A 22,658-nucleotide genomic window follows, 5' to 3' on the forward strand; every position below is an offset into this window, starting at 1 on the left:
TCTCCCCTACTTCGCGTGCCACGTGGACGACAGGGCGCCCTCGAAATAGCGCTGGCTGAGCGCCTGGGTGGCCACGGCGCTGGTCTCCTGGATCAGCTGGGTCAGTTCGCCGAGCTGCTCGAGCGCTTCATTGGGCTGCATGAACTCGATCCTGGCGCTCATCTGACCGAGCAGACGCTGGGCGTCGTCCTCGAAACCGGAGCGCAGGGTCGTCGGATCCAGGGCCGAGAGGCTCTCGCGGGCCTGGTCGAGGCAGAAGACGATCGACCGGGGGCACAGCCGGTCACGCAGCAGGAAATCCACCGAGGCGGTGAGTGTGTCCTCCTGACCCCGCGACATGACGAAGGACTGCTGGGCGCCGCAGGACTGCAGCAGCAGGTGACGGTGCGCCGGCAGTGCCGGTGCGACGATGGTGGCGTAGATGATGCGGGCCGTCATGTCGATACGCTCGATGTACCGGCCGGCCATGAGGAAGTGCCAGGCTTCGTCACGGGGCATGGTGCCGATGAGGGTACCGATGATCATCGCGCAGTGGTCGTGGACGTCGCGGCAGGCCAACGGCGGGCGCATGAGATCGAGGCGACCGGACGCGACCTTGCGCCACGCCCGGTTGATGGCTTCCCAGGAGGAGGTGGTGAGGATCTCCCGGGCACGGCGGGCACTGTCACGGCAGTTGTTCAGTGCGGTGACCATGGACTGCGGGGAGTCCGGGTCGGTCCCGAGCTGGGACCACACTTCACGGGACCCCGCGCCGGGTTCCAGCGGGGCACCCATCGCCCGGCAGAGTTCGACGCCGAGGGACGAGGTGTCCGCCTCGGTGGACTGCTCCAGGTTGACGGTGAGGACGCGGGCCTGGTCGTCGGCGCGCTCGATGTAGCGGCCGATCCAGAACAGGGATTCGGCGATGCGGCTCAGCACTGTCCTTCTCCCTTCTCGGTGGTTCCGGTGGCTCCGGTGGCTCCGGTGGTGGTCTGTTGCTGCTGTTGCTGCTGCTGGTGGACCTCGTCCTCGTCGTCACGGGCATCGAGCACGGAGGTCTCGAGCCGGTCGAGGGACTGGGCGTCCGGGTCAGGTGCCGAGATCACGCGACCGTGCTCGGACTCCGGTCCGGTGGTACCCGAGGAGACGACCCAGGTGTCCTTGGAACCACCGCCCTGGGAGGAGTTCACGATCATCTGCCCCTCCTGGAGCGCGACACGGGTCAGGCCACCGGGCACGACCCACATTTCCTCACCGTCATTGACGACGAAGGGTCGCAGGTCGACGTGACGGGACTGCATGCCCTTGTCCGACGTCATCGTCGGCACGGTGGACAGCTGCACCAGCGGCTGGGCGATCCAGCCACGCGGATCGGCCAGCAGCTTCGTCTTCGCCTCAGCGAGCTCCTCCTTCGAGCACATCGGCCCCATGACGATGCCTTTGCCGCCGGAGCCGTCAACCGGCTTGATGACCAGCTCGTCCATCCGGTCGAGGACCTCCTCCCGGGCCTCGGGTTCCTCGAGACGCCAGGTGTCGACGTTGGGGATCAGCGGCTCCTCGTCGAGGTAGTAACGGATGAGGTCCGGTACGTAGGTGTAGACCAGCTTGTCGTCGGCCACTCCGTTGCCGACCGCGTTGGCGATGGTGACGGTGCCGTTGGCCTGGGCGGAAAGCAGACCGGCGACGCCGAGCAGGGAGTCCGGCCGGAACTTCACCGGGTCGATGAACTCGTCGTCGACACGACGGTAGATGACATGGACCTGTTCGAGCCCCCGGGTGGTGCGCAGGAAGACGACACCGTGGCGGACCACGAGGTCGCGCCCCTCCACCAGCGGCACACCCATGGTGCGGGCGAGCATGGAGTGCTCGAAGTAGGCCGAGTTGTAGACACCGGGGGTGAGCACGACGATCATCGGGTCAGGGACGCCGGGCGGGGCGGCCTTGGCCAGGGCGGCGCGCAGCCGGGCGGGGTAGTCGTCGACGCGGGCGATATTGTACTGGCCCACGGCCTCCGGCAGCGCGGAGACGGTGGCCTGGCGGTTGGTGAGGACGTAGGAGACGCCCGAGGGGATACGCGCGTTGTCCTCGAGGACGCGGAGTTCGCCCTCCCCGTCACGGATGAGGTCGATGCCGGCGACGTGGATGCGCACCCCGTTGGGTGGCTGGTAGCCGGCGACGGCACGGCAGAAGTTCTCTGAGGTGGTGACCACCGACCGCGGGATGACGCCGTCGGTGAAGACGCGGCCGGGGCCGTAGACGTCGGCGAGGAAGGCCTCCAGGGCGCGGACGCGCTGCTTGAGTCCGCGTTCGGTGCGCTCGAACTCGGCGCGCTGGATCAGCCGCGGCACGATGTCCAGCGGGAAGGGCTCCTCCTGTCCGGCGAAGTCGAAGGTGACGCCGGTGTCGAGGTACCGGGAACTCAGGTAGGAGACCCGTGAACTGAGGTCCTCGGGGCGGATGTCCTGGAAGACCTGGTGGAGTTTCCGGTAGACCGACCGCACACCGTCGGGGGACAAGAGTTCGTCGAAGGTACCCTCGCGGACCGGGTATGGGGCAGGTGAATCGGTCATGATCCGACGATAACCCCGATGAGCCCCAAGTTCACCCGGAGAAATTAACCTGCCGGAAACATTCACCCCCGGTCACACGTGTCACTCCAGTGCGCCTGCCGCCGTCAGCGCGCAGACCGTGCCCGGACATCAGCCCTCTCCCCTGCCGTTGCCTCCGGTCCAGGCCGCCCACAGGGTGGCGTAGCGTCCACCGGCAGCGACGAGACTGTCATGGGTGCCGTCCTCGACGATGCGTCCGGCGTCCATGACGAGGATGCGGTCAGCCAGGCGGGCCTGGCTGAGGCGATGGGCGATGACCAGCGCGCCGCGTCCGGCGAGAGCAGCAGCAGCCGGACCAGGGCGAGGTGCTGGGCCTGGTGGGCGGTGAGGTGGTGGCCGTCATCACCGACGCGGGTGTCGAGCCCTTCGGGCAGATCGAGCATCCAGTCGGCACCGCAGGCCCGCACGGCGTCCTCGACGGTGGCGTCCTCGGTGCCGTCACCCTCCCCTGCCCCGAGGGTGAGGTTCTGACGCATCGTCGCGGCGAAGAGGTCGGTGCGCGGGGAGGCGAGCACCACCGTCGGACGCAGTGCCGTGCCGAGAGCGTCCAGGTCGATCCCGTCGAGGGTGACGCTCCCCTGCTGGACGGGCACAATCCCGGCGAGGATCCGGTCGAAGGTGCCGATGACCTCGGCGGTCGGGTTGAACAGCCGGTGGTAGAGCAGCGCGGCGGCGGTGACCGCACCGACGGTCGTCCACGAGGCGTCGACGAGGACGAACCCGACGAGGAACGCGGCGGTGACCGCGAACTCGGCGAGGTGGTTGCGCTGGAAGTAGCGGGTGAGCATCCTGCCCACGTCGTCCTGGACCCGCCGGGACTCGTCGGAGGCCGCGTCCAGACGGGTGACCTCGGCGTCCTCCCACCCCTGGGAGATCAGGGCGTCGCGGCCGGTGGCGGCGTCGAGGAAGCGGGTCGTGCGTCGCGAGAGGATCTCGCGTTCTGCCCGGTAGAGCGGTGCGGAGCGGGGCAGGTACCGGCGCAGGGACGCCGCGTACATCGGCACCCCGACCAGACCCGCCAGGCCGAGTGCCCAGTGCAGGCCGAACAGTCCGGGGACCGCCAGCACCAGCAGGGCGAGGGCGGAGAGGACCTGCGGCAGCACCGTGGCCACGGCGGTGGAGATGAGGCGCGAATCGTCACCGACCCGGGACACGAGTTCCCCCGTCCCCGCCTTCTCGGTGACCCCGGGTGCCAGGTCGAGAGCGTGGGCCAGGACATCCTCACGCAGCGTGGCGACGGTCGGCTCCGCCACCCTCGCGAACAAGACCCGGGCCCACCAGGACAGCACCGCGCCGACCGGCAGGGACGCGAGGATCAGCGCCAGGGGTGCGAGAACGTCTCCGAAAGACACGCCGGGCGCGCTGAGCCGGTCAACGATCCGCCCGGTGGCCAGTGGCGGAACCATCACACAACCACCGGCGGCGAGGGTGACCAGGCCGGCGGCCAGGGCCGTGCCACGGTACGGGCGCAGGAGTGCCCGGAGGAACCGTTGGGCCTGCGCGCCGGTCGCGGTGGGCAGGGTGGGCAGGGTGGGCAGGGTGGGCGGGGTGGCTGTCTGCACGTTCTGTGAGCTCACCGGGAGACCACCGCCCGGTAGGAGTCGTCGGCCAGAAGCTCGGCGTGGGTCGCCCGACGCAGCGCTCCATCACCCACCAGGACAACCTCGTCGGCGACGGCGAGCAGTGTCGGCGAGGTCGTGACGACCACGAGAGTGACCTGCCGCTCCCCTGCCCGCAGCTCACGCAGTCCTTCTGCGATGCGTGCCTCGGTCACCGAGTCCACGGCGGTGGTCGGGTCGACGAGGACGCGGGTGCGTGGGGTACCGGCCAGGGCCCGTGCCAGGACGATGCGCTGCTGTTGCCCACCGGAGAGGTTCGCCCCGGCGCCGTCGACCGGGTGCCCGGCGCCGTCGGCGAAGAGGTCGACGAGTTCATCGACGCCGCTGGCACGCAGCAGTGCCTCAGGAAGTGGGCCACCTTCCAGCCCGGTGATGTTACCGACGACCGTGCCGGCGAACAGGTGGGGTGTGTGCGGGAGATCCGCAGGACGCCGGGCAGGACGCGCGGATCGAGGGAGCGGGCGTCCACCCCGTCGAGCAGCAGCGTGCCTGCCTCACCGGCGACGGTGTCGAGGATCCGCCGGTGAACGGCCGTGTCTGCACTGACCAATGCAGTGAAACGTCCTGCCCGGCAGTCCACCACGGTGCCGTCCTCGAGGGTCAGGCTGAGGGTGGCGCAGGCTGCGTCCGCCGAGACCTTGCCGGGAGTCTCGGCGGTCTCTGTCGTGGCGGCGGCGCCGAGGTATCCGGCAATGCGCCGGGCCGAAGCAGCCGAGCGTGTGTAGCCCTCGCTGAAGGCGACGACAGTGCCCAGGGGGCCGGCGAAGAACGTGGTCACGCCGAGCACACCGACGAGGGTCCCAACCGTCATGTCCCCCTCGACCACCCGCCAGGCACCCAACCCCGCAGCGACGAGCAGGACCACACCACTGACCAGGACCTGCGCTCCCTCGAGACGGCCGGACGCTCCGGCGGACGCGATACCCGCCCTCGCGGCGTCCTGACTGTGCCGGGTGTACCAGCGCCCGGCGCGGTACTCTCCGCCGATGCCGCGCAGCACCTCCACCCCCTGCATCACGTCGGCGGCGGAGGCGCCTGCGGCGGCGATGCCCTCCTGCTGCCGGTGGCTGGTCCGGGAGAGATGCGGGGTGAGCAGGCGCAGCACGACCATGCTCAGCGGGGTGGCCACCAGGACCGCCACTCCGACCCACAGGTCGGCCCACAGCAGGTAGCCGGCGCACAGGACCAGGCCGAGGACACTGGCCGCGCCCATCGACGCCTGACGGAGAACCCCGGTGGCCGCGTCCGCGTCCGAGGACGCCAGGGAGGTGGTCTCCCCGGGCAGTCGCCCGGTGGTGCGGCGCGCCGGATCGAGGGTGGTACGGACGATCTCCCCACGCAGCCGGTGCTCCTGCCGGTTCATGGCGAACCAACTGAGCCGGGTTCCGTTGCGGAATCCGTAGCTCTGTGCGAGGAAGGCGGCGCCGAGGACGATGAGCCAGAGACGGAGCCGACCGACATCAGAGGGACCGATGGCCTCGTCGACGGCGAGGCCGATGACCGCGGGAACGGCTGTCTCCCCCACCGCCCAGCAGGTCAAGAGGATGGCTGAGAAGAACACGGCGCGTCGTTCACGGGTGAGGATGTCGTGCAGCAGGACGCGTCCGGGTCCGCGTCCGACCTGCCGTGACGCGTCAGTCGGGGGTCTGTATCCACGGTGACAGCGTATGCCGACCCAGGTTCTCCAGGGCCATCCGCCTGAACTCTTCCTTCCCCAGCGCCCCGGCCCCGGCGGGGACACTGCCGAGCAGGGGCACCCCGGTCATTACGGGAAGCTCCACCACGTTCAACCGGATCGCCAGATCAGGATCCTCCGGCAGACTCCCACCGATCAGACCGAGCACCCGGATCCCGTGGTGCAGCGCGCACCGCACCGTCAGTTCCGCGGCGTTGAGTGAGCCGAGGCCGAGGGTGGTGACCACGACCATCGGCGCGGCCAGTTCCACGGCGAGGTCGGCGAGGGTCCAGTTGTCCCCGAGCCGGACGAGAATGCCGCCGGCCCCTTCGACGAGCAGGACCCGGTCCGGGTCAGTGGCGTCCAGTGTCCGCAGCCGGTCCGCGACCTCATGCAACTCTGCAGTGGGAAGCCCAGCCCGGCGGGCCGAGAGGTCCGGGGCCAGCGGCTCGGGGTAGCGGTGGAACTCGTGGAGATCGGTGATCCCGGTGAGTCGGCGGACGCTCGCCAGGTCCCCGTGATCCTCGGGGCCACCGGGTTCCCCGGTCTGCACCGGTTTGACGACACCGACCCGGCGTCCGTACCCCTCCATCGCCGCGGCAAGGGCTGCCGTGGCGACGGTTTTGCCGACGTCGGTGCCGGTCCCGGTGACGAGGATGATCATGCCGCCACCCCTTCGGCTGCGGCGCTGACTGCGGCGGCCACCGCCCGGCAGATGGTGTCCACCTCGTCGGTGGTGCTGATGAACGGCGGCATGCAGTAGATGAGGCGGCCGAAGGGGCGCAGCCACACCCCGTGGTTCACAGCGGCATTCTGTGCCCTGGTCATCGCGTCATCATCGAGGGCGGTGGTGAGCTCGACGACACCGACCGCCCCGAGGACGCGGACATCGGCGACATGGTCCCGGCCCGCGAGGTGGCTGAGTCCGTGGCTGAGCTCGTCCTCGATCCTCGGCACCGTGGTGCGCCAGTATCCGTCACCGACCAGGTCCATCGCCGCGGTGGCGACCGCGCAGGCCAGCGGATTGGCCATGAACGTGGGCCCGTGCATCAGGGCCCCGCCACCGTCGGGAGAACTCACCGCGTCCGACACGGCGGCCGTGGTGAGCACGGCGGCGAGGGTGAGCACGCCGCCGGTGAGCGCTTTGCCCACGCAGAGGATGTCCGGGGTGATCCCGGCGGCGGCGGTGGTGAACAGGTCGCCGGTGCGTCCGAAGCCGGTGGCGATCTCGTCGGCGATGAGCAGGACGCCGTGGGCGTCACAGATCCGTCGGACGCCGGCGACGAGGGCATGGTCGTGGAAGCGCATACCTCCGGCGCCCTGGACCACCGGCTCGATGATGACGGCGGCGACGGTGTCGTCGATGTGGCTGTCGAAGACCTGCAGATAGTCGGCGATCTGCCGGTCACCGCTGCCACGGACCGGCGGGGCGGGCGCGAAGATCTGTCCGGTGAGGGTGCCGGCCCACAGGGAGTGCATGCCACCGTCCGGGTCGCAGACGGACATCGCACCGAAGGTGTCGCCGTGGTAGCCGGAGCGCCAGGTCAGCAGGCGGCGACGTTCCGGGTGGCCGCGTCCGCGCTGGGTCTGCAGCGCGGACTTGATCGCCACTTCGACGGCGACGGAGCCGGAGTCCGCGAAGAAGACGGTGGCCAGGTCGTCACCGGGGCAGTCCACGTAGGCCTCGCCGGTCAGCGCCAGCAGGCGGTCGGTGAGCTCGACGGCCGGGGTGTGGGTCAAGCCGCCGAACATGACGTGGGGCAGGGTGTCGAGCTGACGGTGGGCGGCGGCGAGGAGGTCAGGGTGGCGGTGCCCGTGGGCGGCGGCCCACCACGAGCTCATGGCGTCGATGAGGACGCGACCGTCAGTGAGTGTGAGATTCACCCCGTCAGCGCCGGCGACATGGTGATTTTCACGGGGGCCGGGCACCGGGGAATACGGGTGCCAGATGTGACGGGTGTCGGTGGTTGCGTGCATGGTCACTATGGTCGCCCAAACTTGAACAGTGTTCAAATCAGGGCAGTATGACCGGTCACTTCCGGGAGGAGGCCGTCACCGCGGCGTCCAGCTCGGCGTCCTGTCCCTGCGGAGTGAAGCAACCGGCACCGTGTCGCCAGCGGTAGTACACCAGGCAGATCACGGTGAACGGGAACCCGACAGTGAGGGCTTCACGCTGATCGGCGTCGAATCCGACCCCGATAAGGGACGCCACCAGCGCGATGATGGAGAGCCACGCCAGCACCCGGGACGCCGGCGCCCGGTAGTGCAGACCGGCAATCTCTCCCCCGGCGGCGAGGAACCGGCGCCGGAAGGAGAGCTGGGACGCTGCGATCGCGATCCACACCGCCACCACCGCGAACCCGGCGATAGAGACGAGGATCATGTACAGGCTGCTCGGCGCGATCTCACTCGACAACAGGGAGGCCACCCCGCCGACCATCGACACGCACAGCGCGAGCATCGGGATGCCACGCTTCGTGGTGCGCAGGAACGCCTTCGGTGCCTGCCCCTCCGCCGCCATGGAGTGCAGCATGCGGGTACAGGAGAACAGACCGGAGTTCCCGGCCGAGAGCAGGGCGGCGATGATGACGAAGTTCATCACGTCGCCCATCCCGGAGATTCCGGCGATGTCGAAAACGGTGACGAAGGGGGATTCGTCGAGGCCGGCGTCCTCATAAGGGACGAGGGCGGCAATGACGAGGATCGCGCCGACGAAGAACACCGTCAAGCGGATCACTGCGGTGCGGATGGCCTTCGGGATGACCTTCTCCGGGTTCTTCGCCTCCCCGGCGGCCACGCCGATCAGCTCGGTGCCGGAGAAGGCGTAGAACACGCCGAGGGTGACCACGAGCATGCCGCCGAAGCCTGCAGGGAAGAGTCCGGCGTCGGTGTCGAAGTTGCCGAGTCCGGGGGTCGGTCCGTCAGCGACCGGGTTGATTCCGACGATGGTGGCCGCACCCACGATGATCAGAGCGAGCACGGCGACGACCTTGATCAGCGAGAGCCAGAACTCGGTCTCGCCGAACACCCGGGCAGAAACGGCGTTGAGCGTGAACAGCAGGATGCCGAAGACCAGGCACCAGACCCACACGCTGATGCCGGGGAACCACCGTTGCATGAGGATGCCGGACGCCGTGAATTCACTGCCCAGTGCCACCGCCCAGCACAGCCAGTACAGCCACGCCGTCGCGAAACCCCAGGCCTGCCCCAGATTCCGGGAGGCGTAGATGTGGAACCCGCCGGAGACCGGGTAGGCCACGGCGAGCTCGCCGAGGCAGCACATCACCATCCAGGCGACCAGCGCGCCCAGGACATAGGCGAGGACGGCGCCGAGCGGGCCAGCCTCGCCGATGGTGTAGCCGGAGGAGACGAACAGTCCCGAACCGATGACGCCGCCGAGGGCGATCATCACCAGGTGGCGTTGTTCCATGGTCCGCTTGAGGCCGGTGGCGGTGGTGGGATCTGTCGTGGTGCCTGCGGCGGTGGCGGCGGTGTCTGACATGGGGTCAGCCTATACTCACGGCAATGACCGATAATGATCTGCTCAGCATTTTGACTCATCGCGCCGTGATCCTTGACGGCGGCCTGGGGACCCGCCTGGAGGACCGCGGCAACGACATCACCGGTGCGCTGTGGTCCGCCCAGATCCTCAAGGACAATCCGACCGAGGTCCGGGACGCCCACGTCGACTTCTTCGCCGCCGGTGCGGAGGTCGCCACGGCCTGCTCCTACGAGGTGACCGTCGACGGTCTGGTGGCCACCGGCATGTCACGGGCGGACGCAGTGGTCGAGTCCGAACTGCTGCTGCGCCGGGCGGTGGAGGTGGCCCGGGAGGCCGCGTCCACTGCCGATGAGACCGCTGGTGCGCCGCGCTGGGTCGCCGCCTCAGTCGGCCCCTACGGTGCCGGCCCAGGTGAGGGCACCGAGTACGACGGCGCCTACGGACTGACCGTCGATGAACTGGCGGACTGGCACCGTGACCGGATCCGGATTCTCGCCTCCACCGGTGCCGACGTGCTCATCGCCGAGACAGTGCCCTCGGTCCGGGAGATTGAGGCACTGGCCCGCGAGTTCACCGCCGCTCGCGTGGACGCCCTGCTCAGTGTCACGGTGCTGCCCCGCACCCCGGGGACACTGGCCGACGGGGTGACGCTCAGTGACGGCACTGAGCTGTCGGAGGTCGCCCGGATCGTCGCGGAAACTCCGGCCTTCCGCACTGTCGGCGTGAACTGCGTCAGCGCGGACGCCGCCCTGGCCGCGGTCCGTGAGCTGGGTGCGGGGCTGGCGGCGGCGGGACGACCGCTGCCCCTGTCGGTGTACCCGAACAGCGGTGAGCTGTGGGACCACGTCAACCGCTGCTGGCTGCCGCGTACCGCCGAGGGAACCACCAGTCTGATCGACGCCGTCCCGGATTTCCTCGACGCCGGCGTCCGTCTCATCGGCGGCTGCTGCCGCGTCACCCCGCGGGAGATCACCGCGATCGCGCAGGCTGTGCGCGGATAGCAGCTGAGAAGACGGGCAGCATGTGCCCGCAGAGACAAGCGTAGAGCGTCCCACACGCCGGGGGCTCACAGCGCGCGGTGCTGCACCCGATAGACTGGACCGCCATGAGTAGCAAGTCCTGGAAGAAAAAGAAGAAGGCTGCCGGCAAGGCGAAGAAGTCCCGGGCCGCGAAGCGGTCCGGACGCAAGACAACGCCGCAGCCGTCCGCCGGGCACGTGTCCGCCCCCGTCCGGCGGTCCTCCGCCCCGGCGTACTTCAACACCGAAGACCTCGACAGGAAGCTGCAGGGTGACACCGCGCCGGTCGCCGACGCCACCACGGAACCCGCGGTGACCCCGGCTCCTGACGCAGTCGCCGAGACCGTAGAGACCGCCGAGCCCGCAGCACCCGCCGTGGACGCCCCGGAACTGCCCTACACCGCACTGTCCACCCCGCAGCTGCTTCAGCTGCGCATCGACCTCAAGGGTGCGAAGCCGCCGATCTGGCGCCGCGTCGAGGTCCGCTCCGATCTCACCCTGGATGCGGTGCACCGCGTCATTCAGGCCGCCTTCGGCTGGTCCGACGCCCACGCCCACCGGTTCTCCCTCGAAGGTGACACCGCCCTCCCGGAGGCACAGGTCCGACTGGACGAGACGATTCAGGAGACCGGGGACTCCCTGCGGTACCTCTACGATGACACCGACAACTGGGACCACCAGATCAAGCTGGAGAAGATCCTCGACACCACCGTCCCCGCGGATACGCCGGACGCTTCGGTCACCGGTGGCCGGCGTGCCACGCCCCCGGAGAACTGCGGCGGTCTGCTGACCGAAGCTGAGCTGGTCGAGGTGCTCGATGATCCCGCTCACTTCGACGTCGCTGAGGCGAACGCCCGCCTCCACTGACACGGCGGCACCATCCCACGGGTGCGGAACAACCACAGACCGCACACAAATGAGCACGCATCCCGTGAACTGGGCAGTTCACGGGATCCGTGCTCATTTCGGAGCGGTGACTACCGCGGACTACCGCGCCCGACTACTTCTTCTTGCGGCGGTCCCGCTTCTCGCGCACACGCACCGCGATGCGCACCGGCGAGCCCTCGAAGCCGAAGGACTCACGCAGTCGCCGCTCCAGGAACCGGCGGTAGCCGTGCTCCAGGAAGCCGGTGGTGAACAGTACGATCACCGGAGGCTTGGAGGCTGCCTGGGTGGCGAAGAGGACGCGCGGCAGGCGTCCGCCACGCATCGGCGGCGGGGTCTGCGCGATCACCGCACGCAGCCAGGTGTTCAGCTGGCCGGTCGGGATGCGCTGGTCCCAGCTCTCCAGTGCCTCGATCATCGCCGGCTCCAGACGCTGCAGCGCCCGACCGGTCTTCGCGGAGATGTTCACCCGACGGGCCCACGGCACGTGCGCGAGCTGCTGGTCGATCTCGCGCTCCAGGTCCTCACGACGGTCCTCGTCGACGAGGTCCCACTTGTTGTAGGCGACGACCAGGGCACGGCCGGAGTCCAGGATCATCCGCAGGACGCGCTGGTCCTGCTCGGCGATCGGCTCGGAGGCGTCCACCAGGAAGATGGCGACCTCGGCGGAGTCGATGGCGGCCCGGGTACGCAGCGAGGCGTAGAACTCGTGGCCGCGGGCGGTCTTCGTCTTCTTGCGGATACCGGCGGTGTCCACGAAGCGCCACATCTGCTGCTCGAGCTCCACCACCGAGTCCACCGGGTCGACGGTCGTGCCGGCGACATTGTCGACGACGGACCGGTCCTCACCGGTGATCTTGTTCAGCAGCGAGGACTTGCCCACGTTCGGGCGTCCGACCAGCGCCACGCGGCGCGGGCCGGCGACAATGGAGGTCTCGCGCGGGGTCTCCGGGAAGGACGCCAGCACCTGGTCGAGCACATCGGCGGCACCACGGCCGTGCTGTGCGGAGACCGGGTACGGGTCGCCGAGACCCAGGGACCAGAACTCGGCCATGTCGCCGTACTGGGAGTCCGAGTCGAACTTGTTGGCCACGAGCACGACCGGGATCTCGGAGCGCTGCAGGCGACGGGCGATGATCTCGTCGGTGGCGGTGATGCCGACCTTGGTGTCCACCACGAAGACGATGACGTCAGCGGTGGCCATGGCGGTCTCCGCCTGACGGGCGATGGCGCCGTGGATGCCCTTGGCGTCCGGATCCCAGCCGCCGGTGTCCTGGACCCAGAAGCGGCGTCCACCCCAGTCCCCGATGTAGGAGATGCGGTCACGGGTGACGCCGGGGAAGTCCTCGACGACGGCCTCACGGCGTCCGATGAAGCGGTTGACCAGGGTGGACTTGCCGACGTTCGGGCGGCCGACGATGGCAACGGTGCACAGTGCCTCGCGCTCGGCCTCGTCGTCACCGAGGACGCCGAAGGCCGCTTCGACGGCCTCCCAGTCGGTGTCCTCGCCGGCGCCGGTGAGGAGATCGAAGTCCTCGGCGTCCATCGATCCGTCGACGTCGTCGTATCCGCCGGTGACGATGAACTCGGTGGCTCCCTCGCCCCCGTCGGACCAGTCGTCGTCGAAGTCCTCGTCGGAGAAGTCGTCCTCGTCGAAGTTCTCGAAGAACTCGGTCTCGTCGGCGAACTCCGCGGCAGCCTCAACCGGCTCAGACTGCTGGGCAGTCTCGCCGGCGATCGTGCCTTCGGCGGTGCGGAAGATCAGTTCCTCCCCGTTGTTCTCCGTGTTGTTGTCCGGGGTCTTGTTCTCGTCACTCATCGGTTGCTCCCTGCGGTTGTGAAATCGGCGGGGTTCGCGGCAGAGGCCACGGTCAGACCGGCGAGGGCGTCGAGCACGCCGTCGATATCCAGTTCCCCGGTATCGAGAATGGTGGCGTCCTCGGCGGGACGCAGCGGAGACACCGTCCGCGAGGAGTCCGCGGCGTCGCGGCGCTCCACGTCGGCGAGCACGGCGTCGAAGTCGACGGTGCGTCCGGCCGCGGTGTCCTGGTCGTAGCGGCGCCGGGCCCGGATCTGCGCGCTGGCGGTCATGTAGACCTTGCAGGCGGCGTCCGGTAGCACGGCGGTGCCGATGTCACGGCCCTCCACCACGCAGCGGCCGGTCTGCAGTGCCAGAGCACGCTGCAGGGCCACGAGGTTGGCGCGCACCGCGGGTACCGCGGCGACCGCGGAGACGTGGGCGGTGACCTCGGGGCCACGGATCTCGGCGGAGACGTCCTCCCCGTCGAGCAGCACCTCGGTGGAGGCCGGGTCCTCATTGACCTGCAGCGGCAGATCGGCGGTGGCCTCGGCGACAGCGTCCTCGTCGGACGGGTCGATGCCCGAGCGCAGCACGTGCAGCGTGGCGACCCGGTACATCGCACCGGTGTCGAGGTACTTGGCGTCCGCGGCAGTGGCCAGCAGGCGGCACACGGTCGACTTGCCGGTGCCGGAGGGACCGTCGACGGCGATGATCAGGCCGCCGCCGACGACGTTGTCGAGGGTCTTGAGTTCGTCGAAGGTGTTCAGGTCGGTCATCACAGTCCCACCGCGTTGTAGAGACTCGTCAGTTCGGAACGGTTGAGGGCGCGCAGTGTGCCGGGCTTCTGCTCGCCGAGCTGCACGGTGTGGACCTTGGTGCGGACCAGGGCCTGGACCGGGAATCCGGCCTCCTTGAGCATGCGACGCACGACGTGCTTACGACCTTCGTGGATCACGACCTTGATCAGGGACTTGCCCTGCCAGGCATCGATGATCTGCACCTCGTCGGCGATGACGATGCCGTCGTCGAGCTCGATGCCGTCGAGGAGCTGTCGCACCAGTCGGCGGTCGGCCTCGCCGAGCACGGTGGCCAGGTAGGTCTTCTTGATGCCGTAGCGCGGGTGCATCAGCCGGTTGGCGAGCTCCCCGTCGTTGGTGAGCAGCAGCAGACCCTCGGTCTGGGCGTCGAGGCGTCCGACATGGAACAGTCGCTGACCTGCCTCGACACGCTCCCCGACGAGATCGGAGAGGCACGGCCGCCCGAACTCGTCGTGCATGGTGGAGTGGATGCCGCGCGGCTTGTTCAGCGCGAAGGTGACGATCTCCTCGTCGGCGATGACGCGGACGCCGTCGACGCGGATGACGTCGTTCTCCGGGTCGACACGCATACCCTGCTCGGTGACGATGCTGCCGTTGACCTCGACCCGACCGGCCTCGATGAGCTTCTCACTCATCCGGCGGGACGCCACGCCGGCGGCGGCGAGGACCTTCTGCAGGCGGGTCTTCTCGTTGTCGGACTTGGTCCGCTTCTTCTGGTTCCCCTGGCCTCCGGCCTTCTTCGGCGGCTTACGGTCCGCCACATGCTGGTGGCGGGCGGGACGTGCGTTGGAGATGTAGCTCTCCACGTCCCTGTTGTGTTCGTTGCGTTCCGGTGTGCCGTCTCGGCGAGCGGGCTTGCTCACGGTGTCCTCAAAATCTTTCTGTTGCCGTGGTCACGGCATGGTCGAGGGATGTTCAGTTGTCTGACCCACCAGTGTAGACCATCACCGCACCATGGTCATTCTCACTCACGGCACGTCGATCTGGTCCACGTCCGGCAGCAGCGGGGCCAGGTTCGGCAGCACCTCGAGCGACTCGATCCCGAGCTGTTCCAGGAAGAGCTCCGTGGTGGCGTAGAGGTGTGCGCCACCGATCTCACCGGTCACGCCGACTTCGGCGATGAGCCCACGCAGGGTCAGGGTCCGCATGACGCCGTCGCAGTTCACACCGCGGATCGCGGCCACCTGGGACCGGGTCACCGGCTGCCGGTAGGCGATCACGGCGAGGGTCTCCAGTGCCGCGCGCGACAGCCGTGACTGCGCCCCGTCGAGGACCTTCGCCTCCACCGTCTCGGAGTTGTCCCGGCGGGTGTAGAGCCGCCAGGCTCCCTCACGCTCCCGCAGTTCGAAGCCCATCCCCCGGTCCGAGAACTCGGTGGCGATCTCCGTCAGCGTCTCGGTGACATCCACAGCCGATACGTCCAGCAGACGGGCGAAATCGGTCGCGGTCGTCGGTTCATCGGCGACGAGCAGCAGAGACTCCAACCGACTGCGCAGCAGTGACACAGGTTCCATGACGTTCTCCTTCTAGTCCCAGTTACTCGCCGCGACGACCGACGGGTCGACGTCCAGCCCGGTCCATGCCACGCTCAACTCGCCCAACGGCTCCGGCTGCTCGATGCCCACCGCACGGGCCTTGTAGAGCTCCAGCAGCGCGAGGAAGCGTCCGACCACGGTCATCGAGAGGTCGCAGTCCGAGATCAGGGTGGCGAAGCTGACCCAGTGGTCGGCGCCGGCGACACGCAGCGTCGACAGGATATGTCCGGCCTGCTCGGGTACGGACACCGCCTGGACGTGGATGTGCCCGGTGGCGACCTCGAGCGGTTTCGGACGGAACGCGGACGCCGCGATCTCGGCGAACTGGTCGGGCGTGAGCCCCAGTTCCACCGGCGGCATGAGGTCGACGAACTGCGGCTCCGGGGACAGCTGGACCGGGTAGCTGCGGGCGGCGTCCCTCTGCCACCCGGAGAAGAGCTCGGCGACGGACTTGTACGCCTTGTACTGCAGCAGGCGGGCGAAGAGCAGGTCGCGGGATTCCAACAGCGCCAGATCCTCCTCGTTCTCCACCTCACCCCGCGGCACGAGCCGGGCGGCCTTGAGGTCGAGCAGGGTTGCTGCGACGACGAGGAACTCGGTGACCTCGTCCAGGTCGTCCACCGACCCGGTCAGCGACCGGGTGTAGGCGATGAACTCGTCGGTCACGGTCGCCAGGGCGATCTCCGTGACATCCATCTTGTGGGAGTGGATGAGCTGCAAGAGGAGGTCGAAGGGGCCGTCGAAGTTGGCCAGGGCGACCCGGAACCCGGTGATCTCCGGCTGGACGGGCTCCACGGCGTGGGCAGCCATGGTTACGTCCGCTCGATGACCTCGGCGGCCAGGTCGCGGTACTGCCTGGCACCCTCGGAGGCCGGCGCCCAGGACGTGATCGGCTCGCCGGCGACCGTGGTCTCCGGGAACCGGACCGTGCGGGTGATGACCGTGTCGAAGACGCGGTCGCCGAAGACCTCCACCACCCGGTTCATCACCTGGCGGGAGTGGTTCGTCCGCCGGTCGAAGAGGGTCACGAGGATGCCGATGACCTCGAGGCGGAAGTTCAACCGGTCCTTGACCTTGTCCACCGTGTCGTGCAGCAGAGCCAGGCCGCGCAGCGAGAAGTAGGTGCACTCCATCGGGATGATGACGCCGTCGGAACAGCACAGTGCATTGACGGTGAGCAGTCCGAGGGACGGCTGGCAGTCGACGATGATGTAGTCGTAGTCCTTCATCACCGGACGCAGCGCCCGGGCCAGGGCCTGCTCACGGCCGACCTCGTTGACCAACTGGATCTCCGCGGCCGAGAGGTCGATGTTCGCCGGGATGACGTCCAGGTTGTCGATCGCGGTATGGTGCAGCGCGTCCTCGAGGGTGGCGTCCCGGTCGACGAGGAGGTTGTAGACGGTGGTGTCGAGGTCCTCGTGCTGGATGCCGAGACCGGCGGACAGTGCGCCCTGCGGATCCAGGTCTACGAGCAGGACCCTTCGACCGTACTCGGCCAGCGCCGCCCCCATGTTGATCGTGGAGGTGGTCTTGCCGACGCCACCCTTCTGATTGCACATGGCGATGACGGTCGCCGGGCCGTGGGAGTCGATGGATGCGGGTGTCGGGATCTTGCGCAGCGGTCGGCCTGTCAGGCCCATCTCAGGCTCCCTGAACAGACCGTCGTTGGTCTCAGCCATCTGCGTCAAGCTCCTTACCTGGACTCTGGTCCCGATCTCCTGACCTGGTCCGGGAGTCACCCGGGCTCAGGAATCACAAGGGCCACAGTATCACGCAGCGAACGACCCCTGCGGCAGGCACCGCCGGTCAAGTCCTGGGATGTGACAGTGCCCAAGATTCCCGGAGCAGGTCCGGGGTCACCTTCGCGTAGATCTGTGTGGTCACCACATGGGAGTGGCCGAGCAGTTCCTGGACCACCCTGATATCGGCACCACCGGCGAGCAGATGGGTGGCGAAGCTGTGCCGTAGCGCGTGCGGGCTCACCTTCCCCAGACCGGCCTTCTCCCCCGCCGCCGCCACGACATTGAACCCGGACTGGCGACGCATCCGCCTGCCGGACGCGGTGAGGAACAGTGCGGCCCCGTCGCTGCCTGCCCGACCCGAACCGCGTGCGGCCAGGGTCGGACGCGCCCGGACGAGGTAGGCGTCCACCGCCGCCAGCGCCGGGGTCCCCACCGGGACGACCCGTTCATGGTCACCCTTGCCGCGCAGCAGGACGGTGTCCTGCGTCCGGTCGATATCGTCGACATTGAGGTCCAGCACCTCGCTGATCCGGGCGCCGGTGGAGTACAACAGCTCAACCAGTGCGCGGTCGCGCAGGTCGAGCGGGCGGGCATCCTCCCCCACCGGGACAGCCTCGATGAGCGCGGTGACCTGGTCGATGGTCAGGGCCTTCGGCAGGTCCGCGCGCTGCTGGGTGACCGGGACGGCGTCCGCGGCATCCGGGATGCCACGGTCCCGTGCAGCGAAAGCGTGGAGGCTGCGCACCGTGCTCAATGACCGGGCGGCAGACGTCTGCGCCAGAGGTCGACCTCCGGTGACCTCATGTCCTTTGCGCAGGTCGGTGATGAAGCGTTCGATGTCGGCGACCGTCGCCGTGGCGACGGTCAGCCCCTCACCCTCGAGCCAGGTGAGGTAGCGGTCGGCGTCTCGACCGTAGTTCTCCAGGGTGTTGGAGCTCAGACCGCGCTCGGTGCGCAGGTGGCGGAACCAGTCGCGGCGCAGTACGGAATCGTCAGCGGACATGCTTCATGTCGGTGCCGGGTTCCTGCCCGACCGACCGACGGTCGGACAGGGCGGAGGTCTTCGCGAACGGTTCGGTGACCTCACGACGCGTCCCGACGGCCAGGTGCAGCAACCCTGCGACGGCGATGGAGTTCTCCACCTCGCCACGGCGGACCATGTCGACGGCCTCGGCGACCGGCACCCACCGGTGCGTCATGTCCGCCTCCTCACCCTCAGCCTCCGGCAGCGCATCGGACTCCTGTGCGGTCAGCGGCCGGACATCCTCGGCGAGGAAGATCCGGCAGATCTCCTCACTGGTGCCCGGCGAGGTGGCGATGTCGCCCAGCAGATGCCAGGTGGATGCCGCGACGCCGGCTTCCTCCGCCAGTTCGCGCTGCGCCCCGGTCAGCGGATCCTCGCCGACAAGGTCGAGGATGCCTGCGGGCAACTCCCAGAGGTAGCGGCCGACCGGGCGCCGGTACTGACGGATCAGCAGGACCTCACGGTTGTCTCCCCCACCCCGGACAGCGGCGACCGCGGCGGCACCGAAGTGCTCGACGACCTCGCGGGTCGCCTCCCCGGTGGCGGTGGAGATCCGGTCCCGGCGCAGGGCGAGGATCGGGGCGTCCACCAGCAGGTCGCTGGACAGGGTGCGGTAGAGGTCAGCCATGAGCGGCTACTTCGCCTCGCGACGGGCGATAGCGGCCTTGATCAGGCCGGCGAACAGCGGGTGCGGACGGGTCGGACGGGACTTGTACTCCGGGTGCGCCTGGGTGGCGACGAGGTACGGGTGGACGGCCTTCGGGTACTCGACGAACTCGACGAGACGGCCGTCCGGGGAGGTGCCGGAGAACTGCAGACCGGACCCCTCGGTGATCTGCTCCTTGTAGGCGTTGTTCACCTCGAAGCGGTGGCGGTGACGCTCGGAGACCTCGGTGGTCCCGTAGGTGTCGGCCAGGACCGACCCCTCGGCCAGGACGGCCGGGTAGGCGCCGAGACGCATCGTTCCGCCCAGGTCGGCCTCGCCCTGCACGGCGGCCTCCTGCTCGGCCATGGTGGAGATCACCGGGGTACCGGTGACGCCGAGCTCCTCGGCGAACTCGGTGGAGGACGCGTCCTCGATGCCGGCGGCCTTGGCCGCCTCGATGACGGTGCACTGCAGGCCGAGGCAGATGCCGAGCATCGGGATGAGATTCTCGCGGCAGTAGGTCACCGCGGCGATCTTGCCCTCGATGCCACGGACACCGAAGCCACCGGGGACGACGACCGCGTCGACATCTCCGAGCAGCTTTTCGGCGCCCTCCGGGGTGGCGCAGTCGTCGGCCGCGACCCAGCGGATGTTGGCCTTACGCCGCTCACCGAAGGCGCCGGCGCGGATGGCCTCGGCGACGGAGAGGTAGGCATCCGGGAGGTCGATGTACTTGCCGACCAGTGCGACGGTGACCTCGCCCTGCGGGTTGTGGACGCGGTCGAGCAGGTTGCCCCACACGGTCCAGTCCACGTCGCGGAACGGGAGGTTCAGCTTACGGATGAGGAAGGAGTCGAGGTGCTCGCTGTAGAGCACCTTCGGGATGTTGTAGATCGAGGAGGAATCTGCACAGGAGATCACGCCTTCCTCGTCAACGTCGGTCATCAGGGCGATCTTCTTCTTCAGCCCCTGCGGGACCTCCCGGTCGCAACGCAGGACGATGGCGTCCGGGACGATACCGATGCTGCGCAGCTCCGCGACGGAGTGCTGGGTCGGCTTGGTCTTCAGCTCGCCGGACGGTGCCAGGTAGGGAACCAGGGAGACGTGGATGAAGAAGATGTTCTCGCGGCCGACCTCGTGGCGGACCTGGCGGGCCGCCTCGAGGAAAGGCTGGGACTCGATGTCACCGACGGTGCCACCGACCTCGGAGATGACGACATCCGGGACGACGCCGTCGGCGTCCGGTGCGGCCTGGGCGAGGATGCGGGACTTGATCTCGTCGGTGATGTGCGGGATGACCTGCACGGTCTTGCCGAGGAACTCACCGCGACGCTCCTTGGCGATGACGGTGGAGTACACCTTGCCGGTGGTGACGTTGGCGTTCTTGGTGAGGCTCCGGTCGAGGAAACGCTCGTAGTGCCCCAGATCGAGGTCGGTCTCGGCGCCGTCATCGGTGACGAAGACCTCACCGTGCTCAAAGGGGTTCATGGTGCCCGGATCGACGTTGAGATACGGATCCAGCTTCTGCATGGTCACGGTCAGCCCGCGGGACACGAGCAGCTGTCCCAGGCTGGCGGCGGTGAGGCCCTTACCGAGCGAAGAGACGACACCCCCCGTGACAAAGATGAACTTGGTGTGCTGCTCGCTGCGCCCCTGAGACACGTCAACTCCCGTGGTGGTAACCGATAAAACCTACGGGGCTTCAACCTATCACAGCGAGGGCGTCGCGGCACTTTCCGCCGCGCCGTAGGACCCGGCTTTCCCGTCCAGCTGCTGGGTCAGGGCCCGCACCACGGTGATCCGACCGGCGGTCCGGTCGGCATTGTCGACGGTGCTGACCTTCTCGGTGTCCGCCCGGTCGGCACGCAGGATCTCCAGCGCCCCACCGTCGGTGGTCGAGGCCCAGTCACCGGCGAGGACGACCCCACCGGTGACGTCGTCCAGACCGGCAGCGAGGTCGGCGGTGAAGGTTCCGGCGAAGCCACCGGTGGGCCCGGTGACCACGACCACCGCGTCGGCGGAATCCACCTCGGGGATCCCCCCGTCGATGAAACCGCTCTTGTCGAGAGCGCCGAGCACCAGGGACCGGTCGGATTCCGAGGCCTCCTTCGCCCGGTCACCCGCGCTCCGGAGCGCCTGGCCGACGACCTGACCGAAGTGGAAGCCGGGGTCCCGACGGTCCTCGGAGAGCTTCGCTCCGGCCGGCAGGGTATTCGCCGCGAGGGACTTCACGGCGTCCGCCTTGTCCTGGGAAACGGCGTCATCGGCGAGTGAGAGAGTCCCCGCGTCCGTCGCCCCCGCATCGGAGAGCAGCGCGCGCTGGGCGTCGACCAGCTCCTGGTCGGCGTCGGGCATGGCCACGACGAGGACGCTGTGGTCCTTCAGGTCATCGCGCACGGCGCCGGCGGCCATCTCGTCGAGGACGGCGTCGTCGGCGTCCAGACCGGCGGTGGACGCCGAAAGCTCGTCACGGGTGGAGTCCAGCTGCTCCTGGACGTCGGAATCCACGGCGGCGGGACCGCCCTCCACATTGGGGGCGAGGACGTAGAAACCGAGCAGTGTGCCTGCGGCGATACCGGCCGCTACCCCGCCGAGGATCTTCGGGCCGCTCACGAGAAGAGATCCTGGAACTTCGTGGCGATGTTGTTCCAGCTGTCGATGAGGTTGTCGACGAAACCTTCGGAGCCACTGAGACCCGCGATGAGGATGATCACCACGACCGCGGCGATGATACCGAGGATCGCCCACAGCCAGCCTCCACCGGAACGGGAGACGCGGTAGAGCTCGGCGACGGCGGAGGAGTCGACGAAGCGGCTGCCGACCTTCAGACGCGAGAGCATCGAGGAGGGCGTGTCCGGGGCCGACGCGGTGTCGAAGATCCGCTCGAGGTCGACGGTCGGCCCGAGGTTCACGACCATGGACGCGCCGTGGTACTCGGCGAGCAGCAGGGCCAGGTCGGTGGCGTCGCGGGTGGCGGCGGGGAAGGTCATCGCGCCGACACCGAGGTCCTGGATACGCTCAAGGCCCGCGGCGTGGCCGTCGGGGTCGGCGGGAAGGATGACGGTCGCGCCGGAGCGCAGGTTGTCCGAGGAGATCAGTTCGGGGTCACCGATGATCACCGACGGACGGTAGCCGTGCCGGACCAGTTCGTCGACCGCCTGGTCGACACCGATGAGCACAGGGTCGTACTCGCGGATGAAGTACCGCAGCGCCTTGAGCTTGGACTCCAGCTCCGGGTCTGGGCTGACGATGAGGACCTTACGGTCGTCCATGTCGACCTCGACCTCGGGGACGCCGAGGCCGTCGATGAGCAGTGGCGCCTCGGTACTGACGAACTCCGCGGTGTTGCCGGAGAGCGCCTCCATGTGGTCGACGAGCGCCTCACGGGCGTCGAGGAACCGGGTGCGGGCGGTGTCCTCGTCGAGGATCTCACCCTTACCGATCGAGCGGTCCCCGTAGAAGATCTTACCGTCGTCGAGGCGACCCTTCTTCCCGTTCTTCGTCTTGCCGGGTAGCGCGGGATCCGCGTTCTCGACGAGAGTGACCCCGGCGTCCAGCAGCATCTGCGGGCCGAAGTTGGGGACGTTACCGGTGGTGAAGGCTGCGGTGTTCACCACGCCGGCGACCTTGGCGTCGATGAGCTTCTGGGCAAGTGCCCGGTTGATGTCCGGGGCGTCGATGACGACGATGTCGCCCTCACCGAGCTTGGCCAGCGTGGAACTGCCCTTCGCGCCGGTGCAGTCCCGGGTATGGCCGTGGATGCCTGGGGTGTCGTCGGTACGGGAGAAGATCATGGTGGACATTG

Annotated in this window: 21 protein-coding genes; 2 read left to right on the forward strand and 19 right to left on the reverse strand. The window is 68.6% G+C overall.

The window, feature by feature from the left end:
* Positions 1-6: 6 nt before the first annotated feature.
* From CVA01_RS11725 to CVA01_RS11760, 8 genes are all read right to left on the reverse strand, one after another.
* Entirely contained in the window at positions 7-918 is a 912-nt protein-coding gene (locus CVA01_RS11725) for an alpha-E domain-containing protein (RefSeq protein ID WP_141330919.1), read from the reverse strand.
* The gene (locus tag CVA01_RS11730; protein WP_141330921.1) at positions 912-2,549 is read right to left on the reverse strand and encodes a circularly permuted type 2 ATP-grasp protein; all 1,638 of its coding nucleotides are present in this window, start codon (positions 2,547-2,549) and stop codon (positions 912-914) included. The genes CVA01_RS11725 and CVA01_RS11730 overlap by 7 nt, the downstream gene beginning before the upstream one ends.
* A gap of 104 nt (positions 2,550-2,653) precedes the next feature.
* Positions 2,654-4,165, reverse strand: a complete 1,512-nt coding sequence (locus CVA01_RS15495) for an ABC transporter transmembrane domain-containing protein (protein WP_141330923.1) — start codon at positions 4,163-4,165, stop codon at positions 2,654-2,656.
* Positions 4,162-4,362, reverse strand: coding sequence for an ABC transporter ATP-binding protein (locus tag CVA01_RS15345; protein ID WP_170209771.1), 201 nt, complete (start codon positions 4,360-4,362; stop codon positions 4,162-4,164). The genes CVA01_RS15495 and CVA01_RS15345 overlap by 4 nt, the downstream gene beginning before the upstream one ends.
* A complete protein-coding gene (locus tag CVA01_RS15595; RefSeq protein WP_170209772.1) occupies positions 4,359-5,768 on the reverse strand; it encodes an ABC transporter transmembrane domain-containing protein in 1,410 nt (469 codons plus the stop codon). Before CVA01_RS15595 ends, CVA01_RS15345 begins: the two co-directional genes overlap by 4 nt.
* A 73-nt stretch (positions 5,769-5,841) precedes the next feature.
* Positions 5,842-6,546: a dethiobiotin synthase gene (gene bioD, locus CVA01_RS11750; RefSeq protein ID WP_073884707.1), complete on the reverse strand. Its 705-nt coding sequence runs from the start codon at positions 6,544-6,546 to the stop codon at positions 5,842-5,844.
* Entirely contained in the window at positions 6,543-7,859 is a 1,317-nt protein-coding gene (locus CVA01_RS11755) for an adenosylmethionine--8-amino-7-oxononanoate transaminase (RefSeq protein WP_141330928.1), read from the reverse strand. The genes bioD and CVA01_RS11755 overlap by 4 nt, the downstream gene beginning before the upstream one ends.
* A 55-nt stretch (positions 7,860-7,914) precedes the next feature.
* Positions 7,915-9,384 carry an amino acid permease gene (locus tag CVA01_RS11760; protein ID WP_141330930.1) on the reverse strand — a complete coding sequence of 490 codons (1,470 nt, stop codon included), beginning with the start codon at positions 9,382-9,384 and terminating at the stop codon, positions 7,915-7,917.
* A 23-nt stretch (positions 9,385-9,407) separates the two neighbouring features.
* On the opposite strand from CVA01_RS11760, the gene mmuM reads away from it, so the two are divergent.
* On the forward strand, positions 9,408-10,385 hold the full coding sequence (mmuM, locus tag CVA01_RS11765) for a homocysteine S-methyltransferase (RefSeq protein WP_141330932.1): 978 nt from the start codon (positions 9,408-9,410) through the stop codon (positions 10,383-10,385).
* A gap of 104 nt (positions 10,386-10,489) precedes the next feature.
* Positions 10,490-11,269: a plasmid pRiA4b ORF-3 family protein gene (locus tag CVA01_RS11770; protein WP_141330934.1), complete on the forward strand. Its 780-nt coding sequence runs from the start codon at positions 10,490-10,492 to the stop codon at positions 11,267-11,269.
* A 133-nt stretch (positions 11,270-11,402) separates the two neighbouring features.
* Here the strand turns inward: CVA01_RS11770 and der are convergent, their stop codons facing one another.
* The 11 genes from der to steA form a co-directional block, all read right to left on the reverse strand.
* Positions 11,403-13,106 carry a ribosome biogenesis GTPase Der gene (gene der / locus CVA01_RS11775; RefSeq protein ID WP_141330936.1) on the reverse strand — a complete coding sequence of 568 codons (1,704 nt, stop codon included), beginning with the start codon at positions 13,104-13,106 and terminating at the stop codon, positions 11,403-11,405.
* Positions 13,103-13,864 carry a (d)CMP kinase gene (gene cmk / locus CVA01_RS11780; RefSeq protein ID WP_041629965.1) on the reverse strand — a complete coding sequence of 254 codons (762 nt, stop codon included), beginning with the start codon at positions 13,862-13,864 and terminating at the stop codon, positions 13,103-13,105. Before cmk ends, der begins: the two co-directional genes overlap by 4 nt.
* A complete protein-coding gene (locus CVA01_RS11785; protein ID WP_014009822.1) occupies positions 13,864-14,769 on the reverse strand; it encodes a pseudouridine synthase in 906 nt (301 codons plus the stop codon). The genes cmk and CVA01_RS11785 overlap by 1 nt, the downstream gene beginning before the upstream one ends.
* Before the next feature lie 105 nt (positions 14,770-14,874).
* Complete coding sequence (scpB, locus tag CVA01_RS11790; protein ID WP_014009821.1) at positions 14,875-15,420, reverse strand: SMC-Scp complex subunit ScpB; 546 nt, start codon at positions 15,418-15,420, stop codon at positions 14,875-14,877.
* Positions 15,421-15,432: 12 nt separating this feature from the next.
* On the reverse strand, positions 15,433-16,251 hold the full coding sequence (locus CVA01_RS11795; protein ID WP_141330938.1) for a segregation and condensation protein A: 819 nt from the start codon (positions 16,249-16,251) through the stop codon (positions 15,433-15,435).
* Positions 16,252-16,253: 2 nt separating this feature from the next.
* Positions 16,254-17,120 carry a ParA family protein gene (locus tag CVA01_RS11800; protein WP_141330940.1) on the reverse strand — a complete coding sequence of 289 codons (867 nt, stop codon included), beginning with the start codon at positions 17,118-17,120 and terminating at the stop codon, positions 16,254-16,256.
* A 127-nt stretch (positions 17,121-17,247) separates the two neighbouring features.
* Positions 17,248-18,186: a tyrosine recombinase gene (locus CVA01_RS11805; protein WP_041629964.1), complete on the reverse strand. Its 939-nt coding sequence runs from the start codon at positions 18,184-18,186 to the stop codon at positions 17,248-17,250.
* Positions 18,176-18,835, reverse strand: a complete 660-nt coding sequence (locus CVA01_RS11810; protein ID WP_014009817.1) for an NUDIX domain-containing protein — start codon at positions 18,833-18,835, stop codon at positions 18,176-18,178. The genes CVA01_RS11805 and CVA01_RS11810 overlap by 11 nt, the downstream gene beginning before the upstream one ends.
* A 6-nt stretch (positions 18,836-18,841) precedes the next feature.
* Positions 18,842-20,515 carry a CTP synthase gene (pyrG, locus tag CVA01_RS11815; protein ID WP_141330942.1) on the reverse strand — a complete coding sequence of 558 codons (1,674 nt, stop codon included), beginning with the start codon at positions 20,513-20,515 and terminating at the stop codon, positions 18,842-18,844.
* Between the two features lie 48 nt (positions 20,516-20,563).
* Positions 20,564-21,466 (reverse strand): copper transporter, encoded by a 903-nt coding sequence (locus tag CVA01_RS11820; RefSeq protein ID WP_141330944.1) that lies wholly within the window; start codon positions 21,464-21,466, stop codon positions 20,564-20,566.
* Positions 21,463-22,656 (reverse strand): putative cytokinetic ring protein SteA, encoded by a 1,194-nt coding sequence (steA, locus tag CVA01_RS11825; RefSeq protein ID WP_014009814.1) that lies wholly within the window; start codon positions 22,654-22,656, stop codon positions 21,463-21,465. The genes CVA01_RS11820 and steA overlap by 4 nt, the downstream gene beginning before the upstream one ends.
* Positions 22,657-22,658: the final 2 nt, after the last annotated feature.

The organism is Corynebacterium variabile (assembly GCF_006539825.1).
GTDB lineage: Bacteria > Actinomycetota > Actinomycetes > Mycobacteriales > Mycobacteriaceae > Corynebacterium > Corynebacterium variabile.

Excerpts from the sequence above, each read along its gene's own strand:
- CVA01_RS11730 (WP_141330921.1), bottom strand. The coding sequence starts at position 2,549 with ATGACCGATTCACCTGCCCCATACCCGGTCCGCGAGGGTACCTTCGAC.
- bioD (WP_073884707.1), bottom strand. The coding sequence starts at position 6,546 with ATGATCATCCTCGTCACCGGGACCGGCACCGACGTCGGCAAAACCGTC.
- CVA01_RS11755 (WP_141330928.1), bottom strand. The coding sequence starts at position 7,859 with ATGCACGCAACCACCGACACCCGTCACATCTGGCACCCGTATTCCCCG.
- CVA01_RS11760 (WP_141330930.1), bottom strand. The coding sequence starts at position 9,384 with ATGTCAGACACCGCCGCCACCGCCGCAGGCACCACGACAGATCCCACC.
- mmuM (WP_141330932.1), top strand. The coding sequence starts at position 9,408 with ATGACCGATAATGATCTGCTCAGCATTTTGACTCATCGCGCCGTGATC.
- CVA01_RS11770 (WP_141330934.1), top strand. The coding sequence starts at position 10,490 with ATGAGTAGCAAGTCCTGGAAGAAAAAGAAGAAGGCTGCCGGCAAGGCG.
- der (WP_141330936.1), bottom strand. The coding sequence starts at position 13,106 with ATGAGTGACGAGAACAAGACCCCGGACAACAACACGGAGAACAACGGG.
- cmk (WP_041629965.1), bottom strand. The coding sequence starts at position 13,864 with ATGACCGACCTGAACACCTTCGACGAACTCAAGACCCTCGACAACGTC.
- scpB (WP_014009821.1), bottom strand. The coding sequence starts at position 15,420 with ATGGAACCTGTGTCACTGCTGCGCAGTCGGTTGGAGTCTCTGCTGCTC.
- CVA01_RS11795 (WP_141330938.1), bottom strand. The coding sequence starts at position 16,251 with ATGGCTGCCCACGCCGTGGAGCCCGTCCAGCCGGAGATCACCGGGTTC.
- CVA01_RS11800 (WP_141330940.1), bottom strand. The coding sequence starts at position 17,120 with ATGGCTGAGACCAACGACGGTCTGTTCAGGGAGCCTGAGATGGGCCTG.
- CVA01_RS11805 (WP_041629964.1), bottom strand. The coding sequence starts at position 18,186 with ATGTCCGCTGACGATTCCGTACTGCGCCGCGACTGGTTCCGCCACCTG.
- CVA01_RS11810 (WP_014009817.1), bottom strand. The coding sequence starts at position 18,835 with ATGGCTGACCTCTACCGCACCCTGTCCAGCGACCTGCTGGTGGACGCC.
- steA (WP_014009814.1), bottom strand. The coding sequence starts at position 22,656 with ATGTCCACCATGATCTTCTCCCGTACCGACGACACCCCAGGCATCCAC.